The following is a 23,114-nucleotide window of genomic DNA, read 5'->3' on the forward strand; positions in this document are numbered from 1 at the left end:
ACATCAATTTGAGGATAGGATTATGGGAATTTTCTCTCGTTTCGCCGATATCATTAACTCTAATATCAGCGCATTGCTGGATAAAGCCGAAGACCCAGAAAAAATGGTTCGACTGATTATCCAAGAAATGGAAGACACACTCGTTGAAGTGCGTTCTACCTCAGCTAAAGTGTTAGCTGAAAAGAAAGAGCTGCAACGTCGTATCAACCGCGTGTTAGAGCAAGTGCAAGATTGGCAAGATAAGGCTGAACTGGCACTGTCCAAAGACCGTGAAGACTTAGCGAAAGCCGCTTTAGTTGAAAAACAAAAAGCGACCGGTTTAGCAGATACGCTGAACCAAGAGTTAGCCGTCATCGATGAACATATCGCACGCTTGAAAGATGAAGTGGGCATGTTGCAAGAAAAGCTGCTCGATGCAAAAGCGCGTCAAAAGACCATTATTTTGCGCACTCAAACAGCGTCATCACGCTTAGAAGTGAAAAAGCAGCTAGATTCAAGCAAGATCGACAATGCTATGCTTAAGTTTGAGCAATATGAGCGCCGTGTCGAAGGCTTAGAAGCCCAAGTTGAATCTTACGATCTTGGCAGCAAGAAGACCTTAGCCGATGAGTTTGCTGCGCTAGAAGCGGAAGATTCTGTGAATGCAGAACTGGCAGCGCTCAAAGCCAAGGTAAAAGGTAAAGCGCCAACTAAGTCAAAAGAATAACAATTCAGAGGTGAGTTATGGATATGGACGTGCTAATGGCGCCGATTATTATTTTCATGGTGATAGTCGCGCCAATATGGTTAGTTCTTCATTATCGCAGTAAGCGACAAGTGAGCCAGGGACTCACTGAGGAAGAGTTTTCACAACTCAATGATTTGATATCCAAGGCCGATAAAATGGCGGCGCGTATCGAGACCTTAGAGGCCATTCTGGATACAGAATCGCCCGAATGGAGGGGGAAACATGAGAGGATCTAATGGCCGTTCTTTGTACCGCATTCCCCAGTCAGGCAAAATAGCAGGTGTATGTGCAGGGATTGCCGAGTACTTTGCGATTGAAACTTGGTTAGTGCGAGTGCTGACGGTGTCTATCTTCTTACTCGGCGGCTCAGGTGTGGTATTTATCATCTATGTCGCTTTGTGGGTGATTTTAGACATCAAGCCGCAAAAGCATTACGATAGAGACGATATCGAGGTGAAGAAGAAGCCGTGGCAGTCGGGAGAACCCGCAAAGCAAGCGCTAAGCGACGTGAGTCGTCAATTTCGAAGTCTGGAAGTCAGGCTACAAAATTTAGAACGCCATGTCACCTCTGACAACTTTGATTTAAAAAGACAAATCAATAGTTTGTAACCCTTCTAAAGGGCGGCCATGTCCGCCCTTGTTGCTTAATCTCTGCTCCATTCCAGTGTATAGTCAACATCACTTGACATAAGTTAACATCATTCGACATAAGGGAAGTCTCTATGGGAATGCTTGATGCCTCGCTCCATAAATTAACCCAAAAGGGCCAATCCCTGTTACATCGCACCGCGGACCGGCATTTACGTTTGGCCGTGACTGGGCTTTCTGGTGCGGGAAAAACGGCGTTTATCACGGGGTTAGTCAATCAGTTACTCAATTCTGGACCTGTCTCAACCTTACCTCACGCCCGTAACAACAGCGCTTTGCCACTGTGGCAGGTGAGCCGCGATCAGCGTTTACTCGGTGTTAAGCGTGCCATGCAGCCGGATCTTGAAATCGCTAGTTTTGATTATCAAGGCGCCATGTTAGCGCTCACTTCCGAACCTGCGACTTGGCCAGCCTCTACCCGTACTATTTCTGAATTACGATTGGCTATTAAATACCAACCTAAGAAGGGCTTACTGGCCAAGTTTTCTGATACCGCCACCTTGTATTTGGATATAGTCGATTATCCTGGCGAATGGTTACTCGATTTACCTATGCTGCGCCAAGACTTTGTAACTTGGTGTCGCGCTCAACAAGTTCGCATCGAGAATCTTAAAAGCTCTCCCTTGTATGCCGAGTTTGAGCAATCTTTGACATCATTGGATTTAGCCGCGAGCGCCGATGAACAGCAATTAAAGCAGATTGCCGATCAATATCAGCTATTACTCAATGATTTAGTGCACGTGCAAGGTTATTACCAAGCGCAACCTGGACGCATGTTATTGCCGGGTGAATGGCAGGGCGCTCCCTTATTGGCTTTTTTCCCCCTGTTATTGGTTAATGATGAAAAGTTTGCTGCGCTTTCGCAAAGCGATAAACACAGTGGATTCCATGTACTGGAAAAACGCTATCAAGAATACGTGGCTAAAGTGGTTAGGCCTTTCTATAAAAACCACTTTGCCGGTTTTGATCGGCAGCTAGTACTCGTTGACTGTTTTAGTGCGTTGAATCGCGGTAAAAAGCAATTTGAGGATATGGGCGCGGCGCTCAATGCCATTATGGAAAGTTTTCAGTTTGGCCAATCGAGTTATTTACGGCGTTTATTTGCCCCCCGCATCGACCGTTTGTTGTTTGCCGCGAGCAAGGTTGACCATGTGACTCGCGATCAGCAGAGCCATGTTTTGTCCCTGCTGACCGATATGTTGAAACACAGCCAGCATTTTGCCAGTTTCGATGGTTGTAAAGTGGAGACTATGGCGATTAGCGCCATTAAAGCGACTCGCCATGGCATGGTAACGACCCAAGAGGGCGAGGTGGAAGTCGTGCAGGGGATGGGACTCAATGGTAAAGCCCTGACCTTGTTTCCCGGCGAAGTGCCCACTCGCTTACCTGAAGCGCATTTTTGGCGTGACCAAGGGTTTAATTTTGTTGGGTTCGCGCCGCCGAGCAATGTTAATGTTGACCCTTCTCAAGTGCATTTTGACCATATTCGTCTCGATCATCTGCTGCAGTACTTACTGGGAGATAAGTTGGAATGACGTTAAAGCTATCTGATAATCCAAATGAGCAGGCCTCTAATTCCTCTGTACACTCATTTGAGTATAAGGCGCTGAAAAAGCAGCAGCTATTTGACCCACAAATAGTGGAGCTTAAACCCAGCAAAGAGGATCTCAAAGGGGCGAAAGCCTTTGATCCCCATACGCCAGTGCAAGAAGTGGCTGCTGATATTGAGGAATTGATGGATGAAACGCTGTCAGCCCATCCCCAAATGATTGATGCTAAATCGGTATCGCCTAAACTCGTCAAGTCACGGCGTTGGTCTTGGCTCGCTCGTCTAGCAGCTGTGAGTTTATTGCTGCTTGTAGTCGTTCAAACAGGATTAGGATTGAGGGATGCTTGGCTTGAGAGCCCTTGGTTGTTTAGTTTTTATGGTGTGGTGCTTGGGGTGGTCAGTGCGTGGGCATTAGCGGGTGCAGTCAGTGAATACCGTAAGCTCAAGCGACTCAAACAGGTCGCCGATACTCAAGAAACGGGTGCAAGGCTAGCGCAGAGCATGCAAATGGGTGAAGCAGACAGCTTTATCGATAATATCGTTTGTCACTATGAAGACAGCCAAGGTTTGCAGCAACTTCGCCGTTCATTAAAAGATGAACATAATGATGCCGAGAAAGTCTTGTTATTCGAGGACTTAGTGCTGACGGAGCGAGATGAACTGGCCAAAAAAGTCGTGCGACGCTATGCGGCTGAGTCGGCAGTGCTACTGGCGGCCAGTCCGTTAGCAGTGCTCGATATGGCGATTATCCTCTGGCGTAATCAACGTATGCTGCGCGATGTGGCCCGTTGTTATGGCATTGAGTTAGGTTATTGGAGCCGGATTAAACTTATCCGCAGTATCATCATTAATATTATTTATGCGGGCACTAGTGAGTTAGTCACTGATTTAGGGACACAGCTGTTATCGGTTGAAATGACAGGTAAATTATCTGCTCGCTTGGCCCAAGGTTTAGGGGGCGGCATGTTAACGGCGCGCCTTGGATATCAAGCCATGGCGCTGTGTCGGCCGATTGTGTTTAGGGAGGAGCAAAGGCCTAAATTGTCTAAAGTGCATCAGGAATTGTTGATCGAACTTAAGCAGTTTTCAGGCAAGCTGTTTACCAAGGAAGGCCGCGACGCATTAAAAGGCCAGTTCGCCGATGTTGATGATAGGGTATCGCGGTCATCTAAAGATAAGTCTAAAGAGTAGATGCTATTGAATATCATATGATTAAACGATTCAAATAGCCGAAAGTAGATGCGCTAATGGACTTGTTCCTTGGCGCATTTTTTATGATTCTTGCAGATAAAGAGAATGACGAAGTGCGACGTAAAAGTGCTATGTAACAAGTTAATTACACCTTTGATCGCTGCTATTTTTGTCATGCTACTGGCTTAAGTGCTTGGCCGCGTTATGGTAGGGCTTATTCGATAGGGCTAATGTTTCATTAACTTATCTATTAGATTATCCATAATGCGGGCATTGAGCGCTCCACACCAACAATCAATCAAGAACGGGAACTGCTCAATGCCAATGACAAGGAGCTAGGTATGCAAGATGAGTCAGGCAAGATGTGGAAGGCGGCAACACAGGTTATTCATGGCGGCCATGAGCGAGAGGCCTTTGGTGCCTTAGTGACGCCGCTTTACCAAAGTGCGACTTTTGTGTTTGAGTCTGCACAGCAAGGTGGTGAGCGATTTGCGGGTAATGAGTCGGGGTATATTTACACGCGTTTAGGTAATCCGACAACTGCCGAGCTTGAACGTAAAATGGCGATTTTAGAAGGGGCAGAGGCCGCAGCCGCAACTGCTTCTGGTATGGGCGCAGTATCCGCCGCATTGCTGGCTAATTTGCAGATGGGCGATCACTTAGTGGCGTCGAATGCCGTATACGGTTGTACTTATGCGCTAATGACGACTCAGTTTGCTCGCTTTGGTATTGAAGTGTCCCTAGTGGACTTTTCATCGGTAACAGAAATAGAAGCGGCGATCAAATCCAATACTAAGGTCATTTTCTGTGAAACCCCTGTCAATCCGCATTTGCAGGTATTTGATTTAGCTGCAATTGCGAATATTGCCAAACGTCATCAGTTGGTCAGTATTGTCGACAATACCTTCATGACGCCATTACTGCAGAGACCGCTGGATTTTGGCATTGATTTGGTGGTCCACAGTGCGACTAAATATCTGAATGGCCATGGCGATGTGATTGCGGGGATAGTGTGTGGCAGTGAAGAACAGCTCCATAAAGTGAAGTATGAAATTTTAAAGGATATTGGCGCTGTGATATCGCCACATGATGCTTGGCTGATCTTACGCGGCCTTAAAACCTTAGATGTGCGTTTGCAGCGCCATTGCGATAGTGCCCAGCGCGTGGCAGAGTTTTTGGCGGAACATCCAAGCATTACACGTGTGTATTACCCCGGGCTTAAATCTCATCAAGGGCATAAATTCATTGGCCAGCAGATGAAACGTGCTGGTGGTGTTATCGCGTTTGAACTGGCGGCAAATTTAGAAGAAGCCATGGCCTTTGTCGGATATCTAAAGTTGTTCTCAATTGCGGTGAGTCTAGGTGATGCTGAATCCCTGATCCAACATCCTGCATCGATGACGCATTCACCTTATACGTCAGAGGCGAGGGCTGCCGCTGGGATTGGTGATAATTTGCTGCGGATCTCTATTGGTTTAGAGGATTGTGACGACATCATCGGCGACTTGAACCAAGCGCTAGCTCGATTAGCTTAATGAATGTTGTTATTTTAAAGACCGCTAGTTATTTGAATGATAAAAGGATGCTTTTTGCATCTTTTTATCATAGTCAAGCACTGGCTCATTGAGCCGAAGACAGAAGTTTAGCGATAGTGAATATTTATGACGCCGATTTGGTATTTCGGGACAGCTTAGACTATTTTTGATTTGAGGCCACGGAAGTAGGACGAAAGGCCGCAAATCATGGAATAGAGGAATTGTTATGAAAACCACAAATCGTATACCTGCTTTTATGAGTGCCATAGCATTAACGGCTTTTTTGGCAAGCCCAGCAATCGCAACAGAAACCCCAACCAAGGCCGCCGTGAAAGTACAGGCTAAAACTGAAGCGGGTGAAATGGCATCTGATGCGAAAAAATCTATGCCAGATGCCGCTCAAGTCAACATCAATACCGCTTCAGCCGAGCAGTTACTCGTACTCAAAGGGATTGGTGCCGCAAAGGCTCAAGCGATTGTCGACTATCGCACTAAAAATGGTAAGTTCAATGCCATAGATGACTTAGCGAATGTCTCTGGTGTTGGGGCTAAGATAATTGAGCAAAATCGCCATTTGATCAAGTTGTAACCACCTTTGGCGATGATTGCGGTGTAGCCTGCTGATTTTTATGATAAGAGATTCAGTAAAACATATATAAAAGTCTGCATTTGCAGGCTTTTATCATTTCAATCACTCCATTTGCTTATAGATTGTGCAGTTAGGTGGGATATTAAGAGATCTTATCGATTAGCGCTTGATCCCATAGGGTCCATGGGGGATAATCCTCCGCGTTCAAGCAATGCTTTGGTTTATGTCATTCAAAGTAATGTTCGAAGTTATGGTGACCCTAGGGTCCCCCCGCAATGATAACTTGTGAACTCGGCCAGGCCCGGAAGGGAGCAACCGCAGCAAGCGACTCGTGTGCCGGGGTGTCGGCTCTAGGGGAACCTCCAATTCAACAGTTCCTCTGTTTATTTCCGTTGTACCTCTTTATATCTACTCAATTTATATCATTCAATATTTTAGCTTACAGACTATTTCCGTTTTCTGCTGTTAATCATTTATAGCGTTAATATTTCTGCACAATGAGATAATCCATTGCCTGCCTCTTTTCTTGCCACTACAACGGCTAAAAATGCTCTCAACAGTAACCTTTAACGAAATCAACGATTGGCTTCGGCTTCTTCTTGTAATCTTTTTTGCAGATTTTGTTTAAGAAAAGCGCGGGACTTTTCGAGTGCGGTTTGGATCTCACGCTTTAATTCCTGTAGCTCGTTATAGTCTTCAAAGAAGTAAGTATCGACGAGGTGGCGTATGTAGCGCACTGGCAGTTGATTTAAGGTCACGCAACATAAGTCGGCGAGATAGTCCTCAGGAAGTTCGTCCATAAGTCCTTCATCTGACAATATTTCCATTAAAAGAACTTCGTAGTAATTACGGATTTCGAGTTGCATTGTTATGCTCCATGACGGTTTTCATTGAGTTTGCTACCACAAATGATTTGCCGCAATAAAAAGTTGGCTGTGTCTTTGGCTTAATTGTAGTGCGTCTCTGCTGTAGCCGCCGCCTATCACGGCTGCAATTGGAATATTTTCCGATTTTGCCATTGATAACACAGTTAAATCCCGTCTGAACAGTCCTTCTTGGCTGATATTGAGCAAGCCAAGATCGTCATTTTGATGAATATCGACCCCAGCATCATAAAGAATCAGATCTGGTTGATGGATTCGGATAAGGAGGGCGAGTGTCTGCTCCACGGTTTCGAGATACAGATTGTCATCGCTGCCTTTGGTTAGTTCAATATCATGGTGGGAATACTGCTTACGACTCGGGAAATTCTCTTTGCAGTGAATCGAGCAACTGATGATCCCTTGATGTTGGTGGCTGAGGGTTGCACTGCCGTCACCTTGATGCACATCGCAATCAAAAATCAGTACCTTGTGTACTTGATGGCTTGCGATGGCATTTCTGGCCGCGAGGATAAGGTCGTTGAAAATACAATAGCCGCTGCCAAAATTGTAATGGGCGTGATGGTAGCCCCCCGTGAGGTGCAGGGCAATACCCTGATTTATGGCTAATGAAGCTGTGAGTGTGGTGCCTGCTACTGAATGCAAGGTACGCTCAACTAAGGCTTCACTCCACGGGAAACCAATCCGTCTTAGCGCCGCTGTTGGCAAGGTACCCGCGATAAATTGCTCTACATATTCGCGTTGATGCACTTGTATTACATCTTCTGCATTCATGGCCGTTGGTGCGTGGAACTGTGCAGTCGTGGCAATGTGGTTATCGAGTAAGTACTGCCGTAAATGTGCGTATTTAGTGGTGGGAAATCTGTGATGGGGAGGAAGCGCCAGCTTGGAATAGCTGGCGTGATAAACCAGTGGGATCAGAGTCAATATTGACTAAACCTCGTTATCGCAAGTTGTTATAGCTGTGAAATTGCCCAGCTCATAAATTCTTTACGGGTTTTTTCATCCGCTTGTAGCCACCAGTATTGCAACATTTGTTGTGGGTTGGCTCCTGCTGCTTTAGAGGTGTCTACGGGGGCGGTGAGTGATGTTGCGTTAACGGTCGCCGATGTTGTCACGGGGGCAGGTGCAACAGCTACTACTGCTCCAGCGGCACCGGTTGCTGCTGCGGCAGTACCGGATACGTCAACGGCTTGATTACCACTGAAAAGGCGAGAGACGAAGCTTTCTTCTTCTAAATTGGTATTCACCACTTGGTAATTGACGCTGCCTTTGTCACTACGGGTTAATTTGACTTGTGGGTTTTGCGCGTAAACTTTAGGCTTTTTAACGACTTCACCTTCGGCCGCTTGCAGGTAATATTGATGGTCGCCATCAACATCTAAAGTAACGATGAAAGGTGCTGACTTAACAAAGGTTTGGCTGTCACTAAAATCATCCTCTACCATTTCATGATAACGAATGGCGATTTTGTGAGTGCCGGGGGCCAATTCTAAGCTGCTTTTATGGTTAAATACGCTCGACTCGACTTTTTTACCATCAAGAGCAAGGTACTCAAATGACATAGGAATGTTCAGATCTGCAGCGAAGGCTGAGGCAGATCCGAGTAATACTAGCAGGCTGCTAATTGGCAAAAGTGATTTCATTGTTACTCCTTAACGGTTATTACTCTGATACGGGCGTTCGAATATTTGAATGCGATCTTCTATATAACTAATAGCTTGCCTGCATTTTCCTAGACGACGATGCATCAAAAGGATGTCATTTTGCAATTTTATTTTGTCAGCACTATGACAGTTTTCAAGTTTTGATTCCATTTCTTCAATTTTTTGTTCAAATTTTTTCGCCCAATTAAGATGTTTGTTCAATTCTTCGTAGATCTCATGACTATTTTGCATCACGTTATTGGCGATCCAATCGAAACCACTGGCTTGGTGAGACTGATTCTGGCGCTGTGTAAAACGGGCACGGCTACTGGCACGCTGCTGAGTTTTAGACTTAATGTCGATAGAAGTGGTCAGCAAGGCTCGTTTGACTGCGGTGAATCTATCTTGGATCCGCTCACAGCTCAGGGCAATAGTCTGGGGGGCGAGTTTAAGCTTAATTTGTTTTTCGAGCTGCATAATACTGCTACGAATTTGTTCAATACAGGGGCCGAGTTGGGCGCCGTGTTGGACAAACAGCGAGTGATTAAAACGCTCTGTTTCTTGCAGGAGTTTGCGCTGTGGCGGCGCGAGTCGATTATCGTGTTGCAGTACTTCTTGTTCTAAGGCTTTAAGCTGATTCTTCAGCATCACCATTAATTGTTGGGTGTTCACAACCATGCGCTCCATGCCAAATTCGCTGCAATCATTAGCACGATCAAAATAAACAGTGGGCGGATAAAGGGCATGCCAAATTTAATCGCACAGCGGGCACCGATAAATGAGCCTAACATCATGCACAATCCCATCCACAGACCTATTTGCCACTGTACCTGTCCAAGCCAACCAAAGATAGTCAGTGCGGTCAAGTTGCTGGTAAAAGTCATTGCACGGGCAAGGCCACAACTGTGCAGTAAAGGCAGTTTATACAAAGAGCCAGATGTGACGGTCCAAAATGCGCCAATGCCTGGGCCTGCAAAACCATCATAAGTGCCTAAAGCCAGTCCCTGTAGCCATTGTTGCTTGGCTGGCGGCTTGCTGGTTGGTACTTGGCAGTTAACGTCTGACATCGCATTGGGGCTGACTAAACTGTAAATGGCGATGCCAATGATCAGCAGCGGCAGGACTTTTCCGAGCCATTGAGTATCGACTAAATAGACTAAGAAACTGCCCAATACTGCGCCGATAAAGGTGGCGATAAAAGCCATGTACCAAAACGAGGGTTTAAAGAGGTGCTTGCGATAATAGGTCCAAGCCGCCATAAAAGAGCCAAAGCTTGCGGCTAACTTATTGGTGCCTAATACGGTATGCGGCGCAATGCCTAAGGTTAACAGTGCGGGGATCGACAATAGGCCACCGCCACCCACGACGGCATCAATGAATCCAGCGATAAGACCTATAACTGCCAACAGGGCCCAATGACTGGGCTCGAGTAACAACTCCAAATTTTAATCCTACTCTATAACACGTCTAAAGGGCGGTAAGGCGTCCAGTAAGGACTTGCCATAGCGTTTAGTAACTAACCGCCTATCTAAAATGGTCACTCGGCCATAATCTTGCTCTTTACGCAGTAATCTACCACAACTTTGAATAAGCTTACGTGAAGCATCTGGGATTGTCAGTTGTAAGAAGGGATTACCGCCTTTGACTTTGACATATTCTGCATGCGCTTGCTCAACGGGCGAAGTTGGCACGGCAAAGGGCAGTTTAGTGACGATCAAGTTAGTCAGATAATCGCCGGGTAAGTCGAGACCTTCAGAGAAACTGCCTGTGCCGAACAAGATACTTGGTTCGCCCTTATCGCATTTAGCTTTATGATTCTCTAACAATTGTTGCCGTGGCGCATTGCCTTGGATAAGTAGCTCAGTGGTGAGTTTACCTTCAAGTAATTCAACCACTTTTTCCATCTGCCAGTAGGAGGCGAATAGCACTAAGGTTGCCATTTCGCCTTCAATAAGGGTGATGATTTGTTCGGCAAGTTCAGCCGTATAGGCATCATCCGTCGGCTCAGTGCGCATTTTGGGTAAATAAAGTGTCGCATTATTGGGGTAATCGAAGGGCGATTGTAAGGCTAAATAACGACTGCCATCGTTGAGTGACAAACCTACTTGATGCACGAAATGGTCAAAGTTATTGAGTGCGCGCAGCGTGGCGCTACATAAGACTACGCCTGCGGCCTTTTGCCACAGCATGGATTCCAGCATAAAGCCGACTTCGATAGGTGAGGCGCTAAACAGATAATCCACTTGTTTACCTGTGATGAGCTCAACCCAGCGCGCCATAGGTGCACCTTTATGTTTATCTTCCTTGGCCATCATCTTCCACAATTTTTGTAGATTCTCGAGCCTTTGCAGCATAAATCCAGTTTCGGCCAATAGCGCTTCGGATTGATGTTTAGGAATGTCGCCATCTTTAATCGCTTCGGCCAGCAGTGACAGCATTTTATTAAACTGTTTGAGGGCTAGATTAGAGGTAACAGCGAGGTTTTCGGCGAGAATGAGTAATGAGTCCGGCAGTTTGCCGTGCTCAAAACGCAGACGGTTTTCAGGATTGGCAAAGTGCTTTGTCTGGGTATCGCAGTAGTGGGCCACTTGATTGAGCTGGGCGATAAGATCGCCTAAATGATCTTGCATCGCCTGCGCGGGGGCAATGATATTGTTGCTCTTTATTTGGTTTTGTAACTTTGCGCAGGTTTTACCAATTTTTTCGAGCCAGTCGCAGGCACCCCTCAGCGTGGCCTGCGCACTGGAGAAATCCCTCGCCACAATCGGTAAGTGATGTGCCTCGTCGATAACATAAAACACGTCTTCGGGATCGGGCAAAATCACGCCGCCACCTAATTCTAAATCGGCAAATAACAAGCTGTGGTTGGCGATGAGCACGTCCCAGGTATCAACATCTTCGCGGGCTTTATGGAACGGGCAATTTCTGTGGCTGGCGACTTGACGATGACAGCTGTGTTTGTCGCAGGCGATTTGTTGCCACAGGTGATCGGGCAGCGGCACGGCTAAGGTATCGATTTCGCCGTTCCAGCGACCTTCGTTATAGTCTTTTAACAGGCCATGCATCATAGCCACTTGGCTATTGTCAGGTTTAGTTTGCCACATGGCCATTTGTGTACTGTTGTCGTCACCGATGAGCATCGCCAGTTTCGATAGACATACATAACGTTGTCGACCTTTAACTAAGCCAAAACGGAAATTTAAGCCGGATTGCTCAAGAAAAAAGGGTAAATCTTTATGCAGTAATTGTTCTTGCAAGGCGACGGTTGCGGTAGCGATGCAGACCTTTTTCTTGCTCGCTAATGCCAGTGGAATGGTACCGAGGATGTAAGACAATGATTTACCGATCCCAGTGCCTGCTTCGACCACAATGATGCGCCTATCTTTATCATAGTCGCCGGCGAGGGTCTTAGAGATTTCCGCCACCATATAGTTTTGTTCGCGGCGCGGCCTAAAATTAGGCAAGGCGGTAGCGATATCCTTATAGATGGCGCGGATCTGGGTTTTTACATTGTCAGGTAACATGCGTCACTACTTTATCGAATTAATGCTGTACATAATAACAGTGATTGCATAGCCTAAGAAACTTTTCTGCCATTTGGCGGCATTTAAATTGAGGAACCATCTAAATTGACTAGCTATGCGATTTGGGAACCCATGTGATGAAGTCAGAGGCTACCGCGGCCGTTAGTGTACAAGGTCGAGTCTTAACACGCCATGCGATTCATCGTCATGGGAGTTTAGTGTTGCAGTATTATCTGGCTACCGCCCAAGGCCCTGTGCTGGTGGAAGTGCAAGGCACTGAACACATTTGTTTTTGTCATCAAACTGATGTCACGGCTTTGCAGTTGCAAACGCCGGGTCAAGCATTGCGGTTTGTACCGTTAGCACTCAAAAGCTTTAAAGGCGGCGCGGTTAGTGGTGTTTATGCTAAATCTAGCAATAGTTTACGTACCTTACAGCGCATCGCTAAAGATGCCGACATCCCTTTATTTGAAGCCGACATTCGCCCTGAACAGCGTTATTTAATCGAGCGGTTTGTGGCACTTGATGTGGCGTTTTTAGGGCATTTCTCTGCGCCGACTAGCGACAGTCTTGAGGCTAACTCGCTGCCCGTGTTTATCGCCGAGCGGGCTAAGAGTATTGCCCCTTTAACGGCTGTACATTTGCGCTGTATTTCACTGGATTTTGAATGTAGTTTTGAAGGTTTACTCTATTCAGTTGCACTATATGGTCAATACAGTGGCCGAGACGAAGAGCAAGACAGTCTCAAGCAGACTTATGAAAAAGTGATTATGGTGGGTGAGGCTGAATCAAACTCTCCCGAATATATTGAATGGGTGGCCGATGAGGCTGCACTCATTCATCGATTAATCGCGTGGTTCCATGAGTTTGATCCTGACTTTATTATCGGTTGGTCAGTGGTGAGTTTCGATCTCGCGCTATTGTCACGCCGTGCATTATTACATCGTATTCCGCTCACCATTGGCCGCGGCGGGGCAAAGCTTGAGTGGAAAGTCGATAATAAATTTCGGCCAGAAACCTTAGTTTTACCGGGCCGTGTGGTACTCGATGGTATCGATTGGCTTAAAGCCGCTTTCTATCATTTTGAGCGGTTTTCGTTGGAATTTGTTTCGCGGAAATTATTAGGTGAAGGCAAGGCCATTCATAACGTGGATAATCGCGTTGAAGAAATTGATCAGCTGTTTAAGGCCCACAAACAAGCATTAGCGCATTACAATCTTACTGACAGCCGTCTGGTGTGGGATATTTTTAATCATACTCAATTATGGGAGTTCGCCCTCGCGCGAGCTGAATTAACAGGTTTAGAGTTGGGGCGGGTTGGGGCTTCGGTGGCGGCATTTAATCATTTGTATTTACCGCATCTACATCGAGCAGGTTACGTCGCTCCCGATGCTCCTGCGAGTGATGGGATCGAAAGCCCCGGTGGCTATGTGATGGATTCTGTACCGGGACTTTATAAGCATATTTTAGTGTTCGATTTTAAAAGTCTATATCCCTCCATTATTCGTACTTTTTTGATTGACCCTAAGGGATTAATTGAAGGTTTGCAATTGCCCGAGTCTGACTGTGTTGCGGGGTTTCTCGGTGGCCGTTTCAGTCGGCAACAGCCCATTTTACCTAAGCTTATCCAAACATTATCTGAGCAGCGCGAAAAGGCCAAAAGTGAGCACAATGCGCCTTTATCCCAAGCGATAAAAATTATCATGAACTCGTTGTATGGGGTTTTAGGTTCTCAAGGTTGTGTTTTCCACGATGCAAAGTTAGCAAGTTCGATCACTATGCGTGGCCATCAAATCATGAAACAAACCCGCGCATGGATAGAAGAGATGGGCTATCAAGTGATTTACGGCGATACGGATTCGACCTTTGTCTGGCTTGGCAGCGAGCCTGATCTCTCAGACATTAACGCCTTAGGTAACACTCTGGCGCGGGAAATTAATGCTAAGTGGCAGGCTAAGATCGCTGAAGATCATCAAGTTGAGAGTTTTCTCGAGTTACAGTTTGAACGCCACTATGAGCAGTTTTTTATGCCGACCTTAAGAGGGTCGTTAGAAGGCAGTAAAAAACGTTATGTTGGCGCGTGGCGTAATGCGAGCGATGAACTTGAGCTTACTTTTAAAGGTATGGAGCAAGTGCGCAGTGATTGGAGCCCTTTAGCGCGCAAAGTTCAAGAGTCACTCTATGAACGGATGTTTAACCAAAGGGATATCAGTGTTTATTTGGCCAGTGTGTTTGAAAAGCTGCTTGATGGTGAGTTGGATGATGATTTGGTATTTCGCAAACGTATGCGACGCAATATTGAAGATTACACGGCTAAATCTTCTCCCCATGTTAAAGTCGCTCAACAATTATGCGACTTAACAGGAGATGCCTCTTTTGGCAAGCGTGGGGCGCAGATTGATTATCTGATTACTGTAAATGGACCGGAATCCTTACTGTACAGAACGTCACTAATTGATTACCAATACTACATTGATAAGCAAATTGGCCCTATTGCCGAGCCTGTTTTTTCGATAATGAAACTAAACTACATGGATATTGCGTCAAAGCAGTTACTGTTAATATAGTGTTTTTAATGTTCTTTATGTGTTGCGTAGGGTGGCGAATGTAGCGTTTTAACCTGTTTTGTAGAGGTTAACTGGTTTGTTTTTGTGATGTTAATCGACATATTCTTTAGGTTTAGCTTTGAGGGAATATTGAAAGTTTGCTACCCTTTAAGAGGAAATTGTAAGGAAATATAACAACGGAATGACGTTGACAGAACATAAACAAAAAAGGTTAAGCACCAAATGAACAAGACGTTAGTAGCAACTGCGCTTGCAGCAATTTTTTTAGTTCCATCAGTCTCAGCTATCGAGATCTATAAAGATAATAAAAATGCCGTAGAAATCGGTGGTTTTATTGATGCACGCGTGATCAACACTCAAGGGGAAACAGAGGTTGTTAACGGCGCATCTCGCATTAATTTTGGTTTTAATCGTGAGTTGACTGACGGTTGGAAAGCATTTGCTAAATTGGAATGGGGTGTGAACCCTGTAGGTAGTAGCGACATAGTCTATAACAATCGCTTCGAATCTGTTCAAGAAGAGTTCTTTTATAACCGTTTAGGTTACGCTGGTCTGTCCCATGACACTTATGGAACACTGACTATTGGTAAGCAGTGGGGCGCTTGGTACGATGTCGTTTACAACACTAACTATGGTTTTGTGTGGGACGGTAACACTGCAGGTGTTTACACTTATAATAAAGATGATGGCGCGGTAAACGGTGTTGGCCGTGGTGATAAAACAGTTCAATATCGCAATGCATTTGGCGATGTAAGCTTTGCAGTTCAAGCACAGTTGAAAAACAGCAGCTTCTATACCTGTGATACAACGGATGATATTTCACAAGCTCAGTGTCAAGCGAACTGGGAAAGCGGTGATAAAGCGGCTCAACAAGTAGAATACAATTATACTTATGGTGGCGCGGTGACCTATAAAGCCACTGATATGCTGACCTTAACTGCGGGTGTTAACCGCGGTGAGTTTGATGTGAGTTTTGGTAACGGCGAACAAACCACTGCGGTTGATCTTATCTACGGTGCGGGTATCACTTGGGGTAACTTCGATAGCAATGGCTTATACGCTGCTGCAAACGTTAACAGACAAGAAAATCATGACACAGACAATATTGGTCGTTTGATTAAAGACGCCTATGGTATTGAAAGTTTAGTTTCTTACAAGTTTGACAATGGATTACGCCCATTCATTTCTTACAACGTGCTTGATGCCGGTAAAGACTATGTCATTCAACCTAACTTTAATGCCGATCCTAACGATGAGTTCAAACGTCAGTTTGTCGTGGTTGGTTTGCACTTTGTATGGGATCCAAACACAGTGCTTTACGTAGAAGCACGTAAAGATTACAGCGATTTTACCAGTGCAGATAAAGAACAAGAAGCTAGAATGGCGCTTTCAGAATCTGACGGTGTTGCCATTGGTATCCGTTACACACTTTAAGTTTCCAGTTTCTATATAGTAGAAACCACTGTTTTAACAAAAAGCCAGTCAGTAATGACTGGCTTTTTTGTTTTTAACGATAAGTCAATTTGTAACAAAATGACATTGTGTATTTTTTGTTTGTATTTGGTTATCTTTTTGTTGATTAAATGTCTCTCATATGATTTTATGCTCCCGCAGCACTTCGGAATGTTTAAGGTGCTCTTGTTTAAAACTGCTTATTAAATAAGCAAATTATAATAAAAACATGATTTTCCCGGGAGATTGACAATGCATAAAAAAAACTTGATAGCAAAATCTGTGCGCTTTGCACTGATTAGCGGTGTGACTGCTACGGTATTAAATGTACCTTTTACATTTGCAGATGATAAAGATGGAGCAAAAGTTGAGCGTATAGCTGTAACTGGTTCGCGAATTAAACGCGCAGATATGGAAACGGCTAGCCCTGTTAGCGTGATTGATGCTTCAGCCATTATTTCCTCTGGTGCAATATCGATTGATGATGTTTTGCAGAAAATGACTTCGGCTGGCGGTGCTATGACTAACGCTGGCATAAATAATGGTTCTGGTGGTAATTCTCGCATAAACCTCAGAGGATTAGGCACTAACCGTACTCTAGTTTTGGTTAATGGTCGTCGAATGATTGCTTCTGGTACAGGAGCTGCTTCTACTGTTGACCTTAATACGATTCCAGTTTCTATGATCCAAAGAGTTGAAGTACTTAAAGATGGTGCTTCTGCGGTTTATGGTACAGATGCTATTGCTGGTGTGGTTAACGTAATTTTGAAAAGAGACTTTGAAGGTTTTGAAGTCAACGCCCAAACCGGCATTTCTGGAGAAGGTGATGCTGACGAGTCTACGATTGATATGACTTTGGGTAACACCTTTGATAAAGGCAATGTCGTTATAGGCGCACAGTATACAAAGCGTGGCGAGGCAAGCCAAGCTGATCGTGATTTTTCTGATTGCCCTGTAACAGAAACTAAGCCTGATGCAAGTGGTAAAATTAGCTTGTTTTGCGGTGGTAGTGGTTATTCTCAAGGTGGTCATATTTGGGGCGATACTGCAGATCTAAGTGGTAGAGGTGGTACTTACCATGATTATGTTACTGCAAATGATGCATATAACTATGCGAAAGATAGTTATCTATCGACGCCAATGGAACGCTTGAATCTCACGGCTGCTGGAACCTATGAGCTGACAGATACAACTCGTTTCTTTACTGAGGCTATGTATTCAAAGCGTTGGTCAAATCAACAAATGGCTCCTCAACCAATTTGGAACAGCGATGCATGGGTTTATAATCCTATTTCAGCTGGTGGTTGGATGACCGATGACCTGCTGCCATGGGTTAAGCCTGGAGAGGAACTCTCTTATGGTCGTCGCATGGTTGAGTCCGGTACCCGTGACTTTAGTCAAGTTGTAGACACTATTCGTATTGTTTTAGGCGTAGAAGGTGAATTTGATAATGGCTGGAGTTGGGATGCCTCTTATAATAAAGGTCGCAACGACTCTGTCGATACTCTGGCAAATCTACATAATTTAGGTTCAATTAATGCAGCAGTTTTAAAGGGGGAGTTTGATCCTTTTTTACAGTCTTCATGGGAAGGTGAGAGCATCACTCCATTCATTTATACCGAAGTAAATAGTGGTGGAAGTGAGTTAGATATTATTGCTGCAACCTTATCGGGTGATATTGTTGAGTTACCAGCGGGTATGATGGGCTTTGCTGCTGGATACGAGAATCGTAAAGAAGCTGCAAAGTTTACACCAGATTCATTAACAGCACAGGGGTTAGCTAATGATCCTAGGGTAGAACCTACCGGTGGTGATTTTAGCGTTAATGAAATTTATGCTGAATTGGCTATCCCATTGTTAAGTGGGTTACCACTAGTGGAACAACTCGATCTAAGTGCTGCAATGCGTTATTTTGATTACAGCACGTTTGGTGATGACACTACATGGAAACTAGGCTTAACTTGGCGAGTATATGATGACCTTATGTTCCGTGGGGGGTTGTCTACTGCATTCCGTGCTCCAACTGTTGATGAGTTATATGGTGGTAAGTCACCATCCTTCGAACAAATTGTTCATCCTGCAACAGAACAAGACCAAGCTGAAGTCACTGTTGGCGGTAATGGGTTATTAACCCCAGAAGAAGCCGACATTACGACGATAGGTTTAGTTTATTCACCAAGCTTCGTAGATGGTCTGTCTATGACTGTTGATTACTACGATATTGAATTAACAAACACTATAACTTCTGTTGACAACAATTATATTGCTAACCAATGTTTAGATGCTGCAGGTAATAAGATCAATACTGATACTGTATTGTGTCAATCTTCTAATATTCAGATTGATAACAGTGGTCGTATTAAGTTTGACAATGGTCTACAAAATATCGGTGCGACGAACACTGCGGGTTATGACATTAATGTTGCTTATGCATTTTCAGCTCTGGGATTGGATTGGAAAGCAGGTTGGGATACATCAATTCTGACCGAATATGAAGAATTCGATCCTGATGGTGTTGCTGTGGATTATCGTGGTTACATTACCGGCGGTACGGGAGCATATGCTAAATTCAAGAGTAATATGAACATCACTGCTAGTGCAGATGACTGGAGCTTTACTTATGAAGCTCGTTATATTGATGGGATGGACTCATTTGCTTGTAAAGGCAAAGAATCTAGTTGTTATGCGCCAACGGTAGGGAGTGTTATATACCATGATCTATCAGGATCTTATGATTTAACTCAAAATATTCGCCTATCAGGTGGTATCAATAACCTGTTCGATAAAGAGCCTCCCTATTACACAGGTAATAATGACTCAAACACAGATCCATATACTTATGAAATGTTAGGTCGTTATTTCTTTGTTCGTGCGAGTATGAAGTTCTAAATCCTCGTTAGCGGGAGTCATTATTCTGTTCCAGCTTTAATAATAAAAACCCTGAGGCAACTTGGGGTTTTTTATCATCAGAATGAAAAAATGGAAAACTAACTGGTAATAGCGTAATGGTCATTTAGATTAAGTCATTTATTTCAATGATTTGGTCACCTTAAATAACGAGTTCTTCTCAAATGGAAGGTAATTAAATTTTTTATTGTTATCTGTTCGACACATTTTCAGAACTCGTCAGTTCTGCCCGTGCACGTTAAATATTACAGACGTCTTTGGTCATTGTTCTTATTGGCAATCAAGGACAAGTCAAATCCAGTCAAATATCGGTATTAAAATCACTTTGGTTAAAAGTGCATGTTTAAGCAGAATTGAGGTTGTTTGTTGAAAATTATTCCCATGTTGTAATGATCTCCCCATTTTTTTGCTGAACAAAATTTAGCCATAAAATGTCAGGTTTTTTTGAGCACTTATACTTAAAAGTGGTTTTAAGTGTTAATTTTTTGCAAGTATTTGTGTTTGAGTTGTTTTTCAATTTGATAATGGGTAACTCTCCATCACTATAAAATAAATGCTTAAATTTCAATTCATTATGATTTTTATTCAATTTGACACTAGACAAAGCTTATGGCTAATCATCAGCTTTAAACTATTCACAAACGCCGATTGCTGTGTTATTTCCGTTTCAATTGTTGATTAAGTGTTTTAAATGTGATTTTATTGGGCTGATTTAGATTGTTGTGTTGCGTTTTCGTGTGACCCGTCGTGTGATGACGATGGGAATATTATAATAAAGACATACTTATATAGGGAGATTGACAATGTATAAGAACAGCTTTTTAAGCCATTCAATAAAGTACGCATTAGTTGGTAGTGCAGCTGTTGCTGCTCTAAGCACATTTTCTGTTGCTGCAGCAGAAGGTGATGCAGTTGTTGCGGAAAAAACAATTGAGAAAATTGAAGTAACAGGATCTCGCATTCGTTCAACAGACTTGCAAGGTTTCTCACCTGTGCAGGTTATTGGCGCAGATGAGATTGACACTTCGAGTGTTGCTAACGTTCAAGAATTGCTGCTTAAAAATCCAGCATTTGGTGCCCCCGCGCTTAGCCGTACTAACTCTAACTTTTTAACCTCAGGTTCTGGTGTTTCCACTGTTGATTTACGTAATCTTGGGAGTGAGCGAACTTTAGTTCTAGTTAATGGACGTCGTTTTGTTTCAGGTGTACCAGGTGATACTGCTGTTGACTTAAATACAATTCCAACTCAATTTATTGAGCGTGTTGAGATTATGACGGGCGGCGCTTCAGCCGTTTATGGTTCAGACGCTGTGGCTGGCGTAGTTAACATCATCTATAAAAAAGAATTTGAAGGTATTGAATTTGATGTTCAAAAAGGTCAAAGCGCCGAAGGTGATAGCGAAGATGATCAAATTCAATTTACTATGGGTACATCATCTGCTAACGGTAAAGGTAACATCATGGTGCATGGTGCTTACACTAACCAAGGTGCCGTCTACTCACGCGATCGTGATCGCTCGGCAATCGATCAAATATCTTTAGGTGCTGCAGTAACGGGTCTGCCTGAAGATATGTTTACGCCGATGCAACCATTTTACTCAAGTTTTGCACCACAAGGCCGTTTTGTTGCAGGTGGTAAGCCATATACTTATGATAAGAACGGTAACTTTATCTCTGGTTTCTCAACCAATGGAACAGATACCCGTGAAGCTGATGGCTATAACCGCAACGCTATCCGTACAATTGCGGTACCGACGGAGCGCTACCTTTTTGCAGCGACAGGTAAGTATGAGTTTGCAGATGGATGGAACGCTACACTTGAAGGAACCTATGCATCAACTCAAACACAGAGCCAGTTAGAACCCTTTGCACTGTCTTCGGTTGATGTTTTTAAAGGCTCTGGTGGACAGCTTCCTGTTGAGTTTGAACAATTTATTGAAAGTGCGACTAATCCCGGTGAATATGAACGTACTTTAGTACGTAACTCTGTGATACCTGATGAGCTTTATAACTTAGCTACAGATACAAATGGTGATGGTTTAAAGGATATCTCTTTTACTCGCCGTATGTCTGATATAGCTAACCGTGGTAGCAGAGCTGACCGTGATACTTTCCGTATTATGACAGGTATTGATGGCGAATTAACTGACGGATGGTTTTTAGATACTTATTTCTCATACGGTCAAAGTAAAGAAGGACAAACTGGTACAGGCCAAGTTAACGTTCTGAATTTTAAATCAGCGCTAGAAGCTGTTACTGATGAGTTTGGTAATAAAGTATGCCGTGATGCTACAGCTCGCGCTCAAGGTTGTGTGCCGATTAATATATTTGGTGCTGGTACTGTGTCACCAGAAGCGGCTAATTATGTGAATGCACCTAGCTCATTAAACACACTTGCAACACAAACTGTTGCAGGTATGAGTGTTTCTGGTGATGTCTTTGAATTACCAGCTGGTTTCGTCGGTGTTGCGGTGGGTGCCGAGTATCGTGAGGAATATGCTCGTAGTGAATTTGATGCGTTACAACAAGCTGGCTTAAATGCGGGTAATGCTATACCAAGCACTGAGGGCGAGTTTGATGTGATGGAATATTTCACTGAGGTGAATGTGCCATTGATTGCTGATGCATTTATGGCTAAGCAGTTAAATTTACGTGGTGCAGTACGTTTCTCAGATTATTCTACCGTTGGTAATACTGAAAGCTGGAACGTTGCTCTTGACTGGGCACCTATTGATGAACTTCGTTTTAGGGCTATTCGTGCTTTATCAACGAGGGCTCCAAATATTGGTGAGTTGTATTCACCACCAAGCCAAACTTTTCCAACTGGCTTGACAGATCCATGTCAGGGTGTTACTGCAACGACAACAGGTGCGCAAGCTGAAGCATGTCGCACTGATGCTGGTGTGATGGCGAATATCGCAGCAAATGGAGCATTTACTTTAAATCAGTCAGATATTCAAGGTGTGAGTGGTTATAATCGTGGTAATCCAGATTTAGACGCTGAAAAAGGTAAGTCATGGACCTTTGGTGTAACCTATTCACCAGATGGTATTGCAGTGTTAGAGGACTTTGATTTTAATATCGATTATTTCGACATTGAAATCGAAGACGCTATAGTTAGTACTGGCCGCCAGTATATTTTGGACCAATGTTACGGAGGTAATGCTGCATTATGTAGTTTTATTACCCGTCGACAAGCACCTGAAGGCCCAAACAGTGCTGGTTCTTTAGAGTATATTGACTCTGCTGTAACCAACAGTGGTGGTTACGTTACATCTGGTATTGACTATGTCATAACTTATGCAAAAGATTTAGAAGATTATGGTTTAGTCGGCCAAACAAATGCGCGTTTAGCATATACCCATGTGATTAAAGGTTATGAAATACCGTTGCCAGGTGCTGAGCCTGATAACTTTAATGGGGAAATTGATGCCCCTCAAGATAAGTTCTACTTATCATTGGGCTATGAAATTGGTGATTTCAACATCGCTTGGAATACAACTTATATCGGTGAGTCATTCTTAGATGATGGTTTCTTATCTGGCTATGACTTAGCTCCTGAGTCTGTTGGTGTTGGTTCTGTTACTTACCATGACTTAAATGTAGCATATCGCCCATTTGATATGGCCGAGTTTTATGTTGGTATTAATAACTTATTCGACCAAGATCCCCCACCAATTATCAGTGGATTGCCAGGTAGTAGCACTGGTGTAGAAACTGCAGCGAGTACTTATGATCCAATTGGTCGTCGTTACTATGCGGGTGTAAGATTTAAGTTTTAAGTTTTAGTTGGTATAAAGCCCTCTGGATGTTTAGAGGGCTTTTTTCATATTTACGGTATCTAATTTGGTTTTGTCTGCTAGCGGGTTAGTTAACATCAGTTATAAATGAGTATTGT

Annotated in this window: 17 protein-coding genes and 1 other RNA gene; 12 read left to right on the forward strand and 6 right to left on the reverse strand. The window is 44.0% G+C overall.

The genetic code is table 11. From position 1 onward, the window contains the following. Positions 1-22 precede the first annotated feature (22 nt). From pspA to ffs, 8 genes are all read left to right on the forward strand, one after another. On the forward strand, positions 23-706 hold the full coding sequence (gene pspA / locus L5M51_RS00200) for a phage shock protein PspA (RefSeq protein WP_006081137.1): 684 nt from the start codon (positions 23-25) through the stop codon (positions 704-706). A gap of 17 nt (positions 707-723) precedes the next feature. After that, complete coding sequence (pspB, locus tag L5M51_RS00205; protein WP_006081138.1) at positions 724-963, forward strand: envelope stress response membrane protein PspB; 240 nt, start codon at positions 724-726, stop codon at positions 961-963. Continuing rightward, positions 950-1,336, forward strand: a complete 387-nt coding sequence (gene pspC, locus L5M51_RS00210) for an envelope stress response membrane protein PspC (protein WP_263171057.1) — start codon at positions 950-952, stop codon at positions 1,334-1,336. The genes pspB and pspC overlap by 14 nt, the downstream gene beginning before the upstream one ends. 113 nt (positions 1,337-1,449) lie before the next feature. After that, complete coding sequence (locus L5M51_RS00215) at positions 1,450-2,910, forward strand: YcjX family protein (protein ID WP_263171062.1); 1,461 nt, start codon at positions 1,450-1,452, stop codon at positions 2,908-2,910. Beyond that, positions 2,907-4,115, forward strand: a complete 1,209-nt coding sequence (locus L5M51_RS00220) for a YcjF family protein (RefSeq protein WP_263171064.1) — start codon at positions 2,907-2,909, stop codon at positions 4,113-4,115. The genes L5M51_RS00215 and L5M51_RS00220 overlap by 4 nt, the downstream gene beginning before the upstream one ends. A gap of 341 nt (positions 4,116-4,456) precedes the next feature. Continuing rightward, positions 4,457-5,650, forward strand: coding sequence for a methionine gamma-lyase (gene megL / locus L5M51_RS00225; protein ID WP_263171066.1), 1,194 nt, complete (start codon positions 4,457-4,459; stop codon positions 5,648-5,650). Between the two features lie 226 nt (positions 5,651-5,876). Next, complete coding sequence (locus L5M51_RS00230; RefSeq protein ID WP_105252925.1) at positions 5,877-6,239, forward strand: ComEA family DNA-binding protein; 363 nt, start codon at positions 5,877-5,879, stop codon at positions 6,237-6,239. Positions 6,240-6,498: 259 nt separating this feature from the next. Then, an RNA gene (gene ffs, locus L5M51_RS00235) (signal recognition particle sRNA small type) lies at positions 6,499-6,596 on the forward strand. Positions 6,597-6,814: 218 nt separating this feature from the next. On the opposite strand, the gene L5M51_RS00240 is transcribed toward ffs, so the two are convergent. Genes L5M51_RS00240 through dinG form a run of 6 tightly spaced genes read right to left on the reverse strand, consistent with a single transcriptional unit; the run spans position 6,815 to position 12,290 of the window. Beyond that, positions 6,815-7,105: a late competence development ComFB family protein gene (locus tag L5M51_RS00240; protein WP_028760452.1), complete on the reverse strand. Its 291-nt coding sequence runs from the start codon at positions 7,103-7,105 to the stop codon at positions 6,815-6,817. A gap of 33 nt (positions 7,106-7,138) precedes the next feature. Then, positions 7,139-8,047: a histone deacetylase gene (locus L5M51_RS00245; RefSeq protein WP_263144443.1), complete on the reverse strand. Its 909-nt coding sequence runs from the start codon at positions 8,045-8,047 to the stop codon at positions 7,139-7,141. Between the two features lie 29 nt (positions 8,048-8,076). Further along, positions 8,077-8,766, reverse strand: coding sequence for a DUF2057 domain-containing protein (locus L5M51_RS00250; protein WP_028760450.1), 690 nt, complete (start codon positions 8,764-8,766; stop codon positions 8,077-8,079). 9 nt (positions 8,767-8,775) lie between these two features. Beyond that, on the reverse strand, positions 8,776-9,444 hold the full coding sequence (locus L5M51_RS00255) for a primosomal replication protein (RefSeq protein WP_217363083.1): 669 nt from the start codon (positions 9,442-9,444) through the stop codon (positions 8,776-8,778). Then, positions 9,435-10,208, reverse strand: a complete 774-nt coding sequence (locus L5M51_RS00260) for a sulfite exporter TauE/SafE family protein (RefSeq protein ID WP_263171069.1) — start codon at positions 10,206-10,208, stop codon at positions 9,435-9,437. Before L5M51_RS00260 ends, L5M51_RS00255 begins: the two co-directional genes overlap by 10 nt. Positions 10,209-10,217: 9 nt before the next feature. Next, complete coding sequence (dinG, locus tag L5M51_RS00265) at positions 10,218-12,290, reverse strand: ATP-dependent DNA helicase DinG (protein ID WP_173496512.1); 2,073 nt, start codon at positions 12,288-12,290, stop codon at positions 10,218-10,220. A gap of 137 nt (positions 12,291-12,427) precedes the next feature. Here dinG and L5M51_RS00270 point away from each other — a divergent pair, with 137 nt between their 5' ends. The 4 genes from L5M51_RS00270 (at position 12,428) to L5M51_RS00285 (ending at position 22,998) form a co-directional block, all read left to right on the forward strand. Beyond that, positions 12,428-14,857: a DNA polymerase II gene (locus L5M51_RS00270; protein ID WP_263171070.1), complete on the forward strand. Its 2,430-nt coding sequence runs from the start codon at positions 12,428-12,430 to the stop codon at positions 14,855-14,857. A gap of 222 nt (positions 14,858-15,079) precedes the next feature. Further along, positions 15,080-16,291, forward strand: a complete 1,212-nt coding sequence (locus L5M51_RS00275) for a porin (protein WP_263144452.1) — start codon at positions 15,080-15,082, stop codon at positions 16,289-16,291. A 270-nt stretch (positions 16,292-16,561) separates the two neighbouring features. Further along, entirely contained in the window at positions 16,562-19,198 is a 2,637-nt protein-coding gene (locus L5M51_RS00280; RefSeq protein ID WP_028760444.1) for a TonB-dependent receptor, read from the forward strand. Positions 19,199-20,019: 821 nt separating this feature from the next. Beyond that, on the forward strand, positions 20,020-22,998 hold the full coding sequence (locus L5M51_RS00285; RefSeq protein ID WP_173245588.1) for a TonB-dependent receptor domain-containing protein: 2,979 nt from the start codon (positions 20,020-20,022) through the stop codon (positions 22,996-22,998). The last annotated feature ends 116 nt before the right edge of the window (positions 22,999-23,114 follow it).

The organism is Shewanella sp. SM73 (assembly GCF_025653795.1).
Lineage (GTDB): Bacteria > Pseudomonadota > Gammaproteobacteria > Enterobacterales > Shewanellaceae > Shewanella > Shewanella oncorhynchi.

Excerpts from the sequence above, each read along its gene's own strand:
- pspA (WP_006081137.1), top strand. The coding sequence starts at position 23 with ATGGGAATTTTCTCTCGTTTCGCCGATATCATTAACTCTAATATCAGC.
- pspB (WP_006081138.1), top strand. The coding sequence starts at position 724 with ATGGATATGGACGTGCTAATGGCGCCGATTATTATTTTCATGGTGATA.
- pspC (WP_263171057.1), top strand. The coding sequence starts at position 950 with ATGAGAGGATCTAATGGCCGTTCTTTGTACCGCATTCCCCAGTCAGGC.
- L5M51_RS00215 (WP_263171062.1), top strand. The coding sequence starts at position 1,450 with ATGGGAATGCTTGATGCCTCGCTCCATAAATTAACCCAAAAGGGCCAA.
- L5M51_RS00220 (WP_263171064.1), top strand. The coding sequence starts at position 2,907 with ATGACGTTAAAGCTATCTGATAATCCAAATGAGCAGGCCTCTAATTCC.
- megL (WP_263171066.1), top strand. The coding sequence starts at position 4,457 with ATGCAAGATGAGTCAGGCAAGATGTGGAAGGCGGCAACACAGGTTATT.
- L5M51_RS00230 (WP_105252925.1), top strand. The coding sequence starts at position 5,877 with ATGAAAACCACAAATCGTATACCTGCTTTTATGAGTGCCATAGCATTA.
- L5M51_RS00240 (WP_028760452.1), bottom strand. The coding sequence starts at position 7,105 with ATGCAACTCGAAATCCGTAATTACTACGAAGTTCTTTTAATGGAAATA.
- L5M51_RS00250 (WP_028760450.1), bottom strand. The coding sequence starts at position 8,766 with ATGAAATCACTTTTGCCAATTAGCAGCCTGCTAGTATTACTCGGATCT.
- L5M51_RS00255 (WP_217363083.1), bottom strand. The coding sequence starts at position 9,444 with ATGGTTGTGAACACCCAACAATTAATGGTGATGCTGAAGAATCAGCTT.
- dinG (WP_173496512.1), bottom strand. The coding sequence starts at position 12,290 with ATGTTACCTGACAATGTAAAAACCCAGATCCGCGCCATCTATAAGGAT.
- L5M51_RS00270 (WP_263171070.1), top strand. The coding sequence starts at position 12,428 with ATGAAGTCAGAGGCTACCGCGGCCGTTAGTGTACAAGGTCGAGTCTTA.
- L5M51_RS00275 (WP_263144452.1), top strand. The coding sequence starts at position 15,080 with ATGAACAAGACGTTAGTAGCAACTGCGCTTGCAGCAATTTTTTTAGTT.
- L5M51_RS00280 (WP_028760444.1), top strand. The coding sequence starts at position 16,562 with ATGCATAAAAAAAACTTGATAGCAAAATCTGTGCGCTTTGCACTGATT.
- L5M51_RS00285 (WP_173245588.1), top strand. The coding sequence starts at position 20,020 with ATGTATAAGAACAGCTTTTTAAGCCATTCAATAAAGTACGCATTAGTT.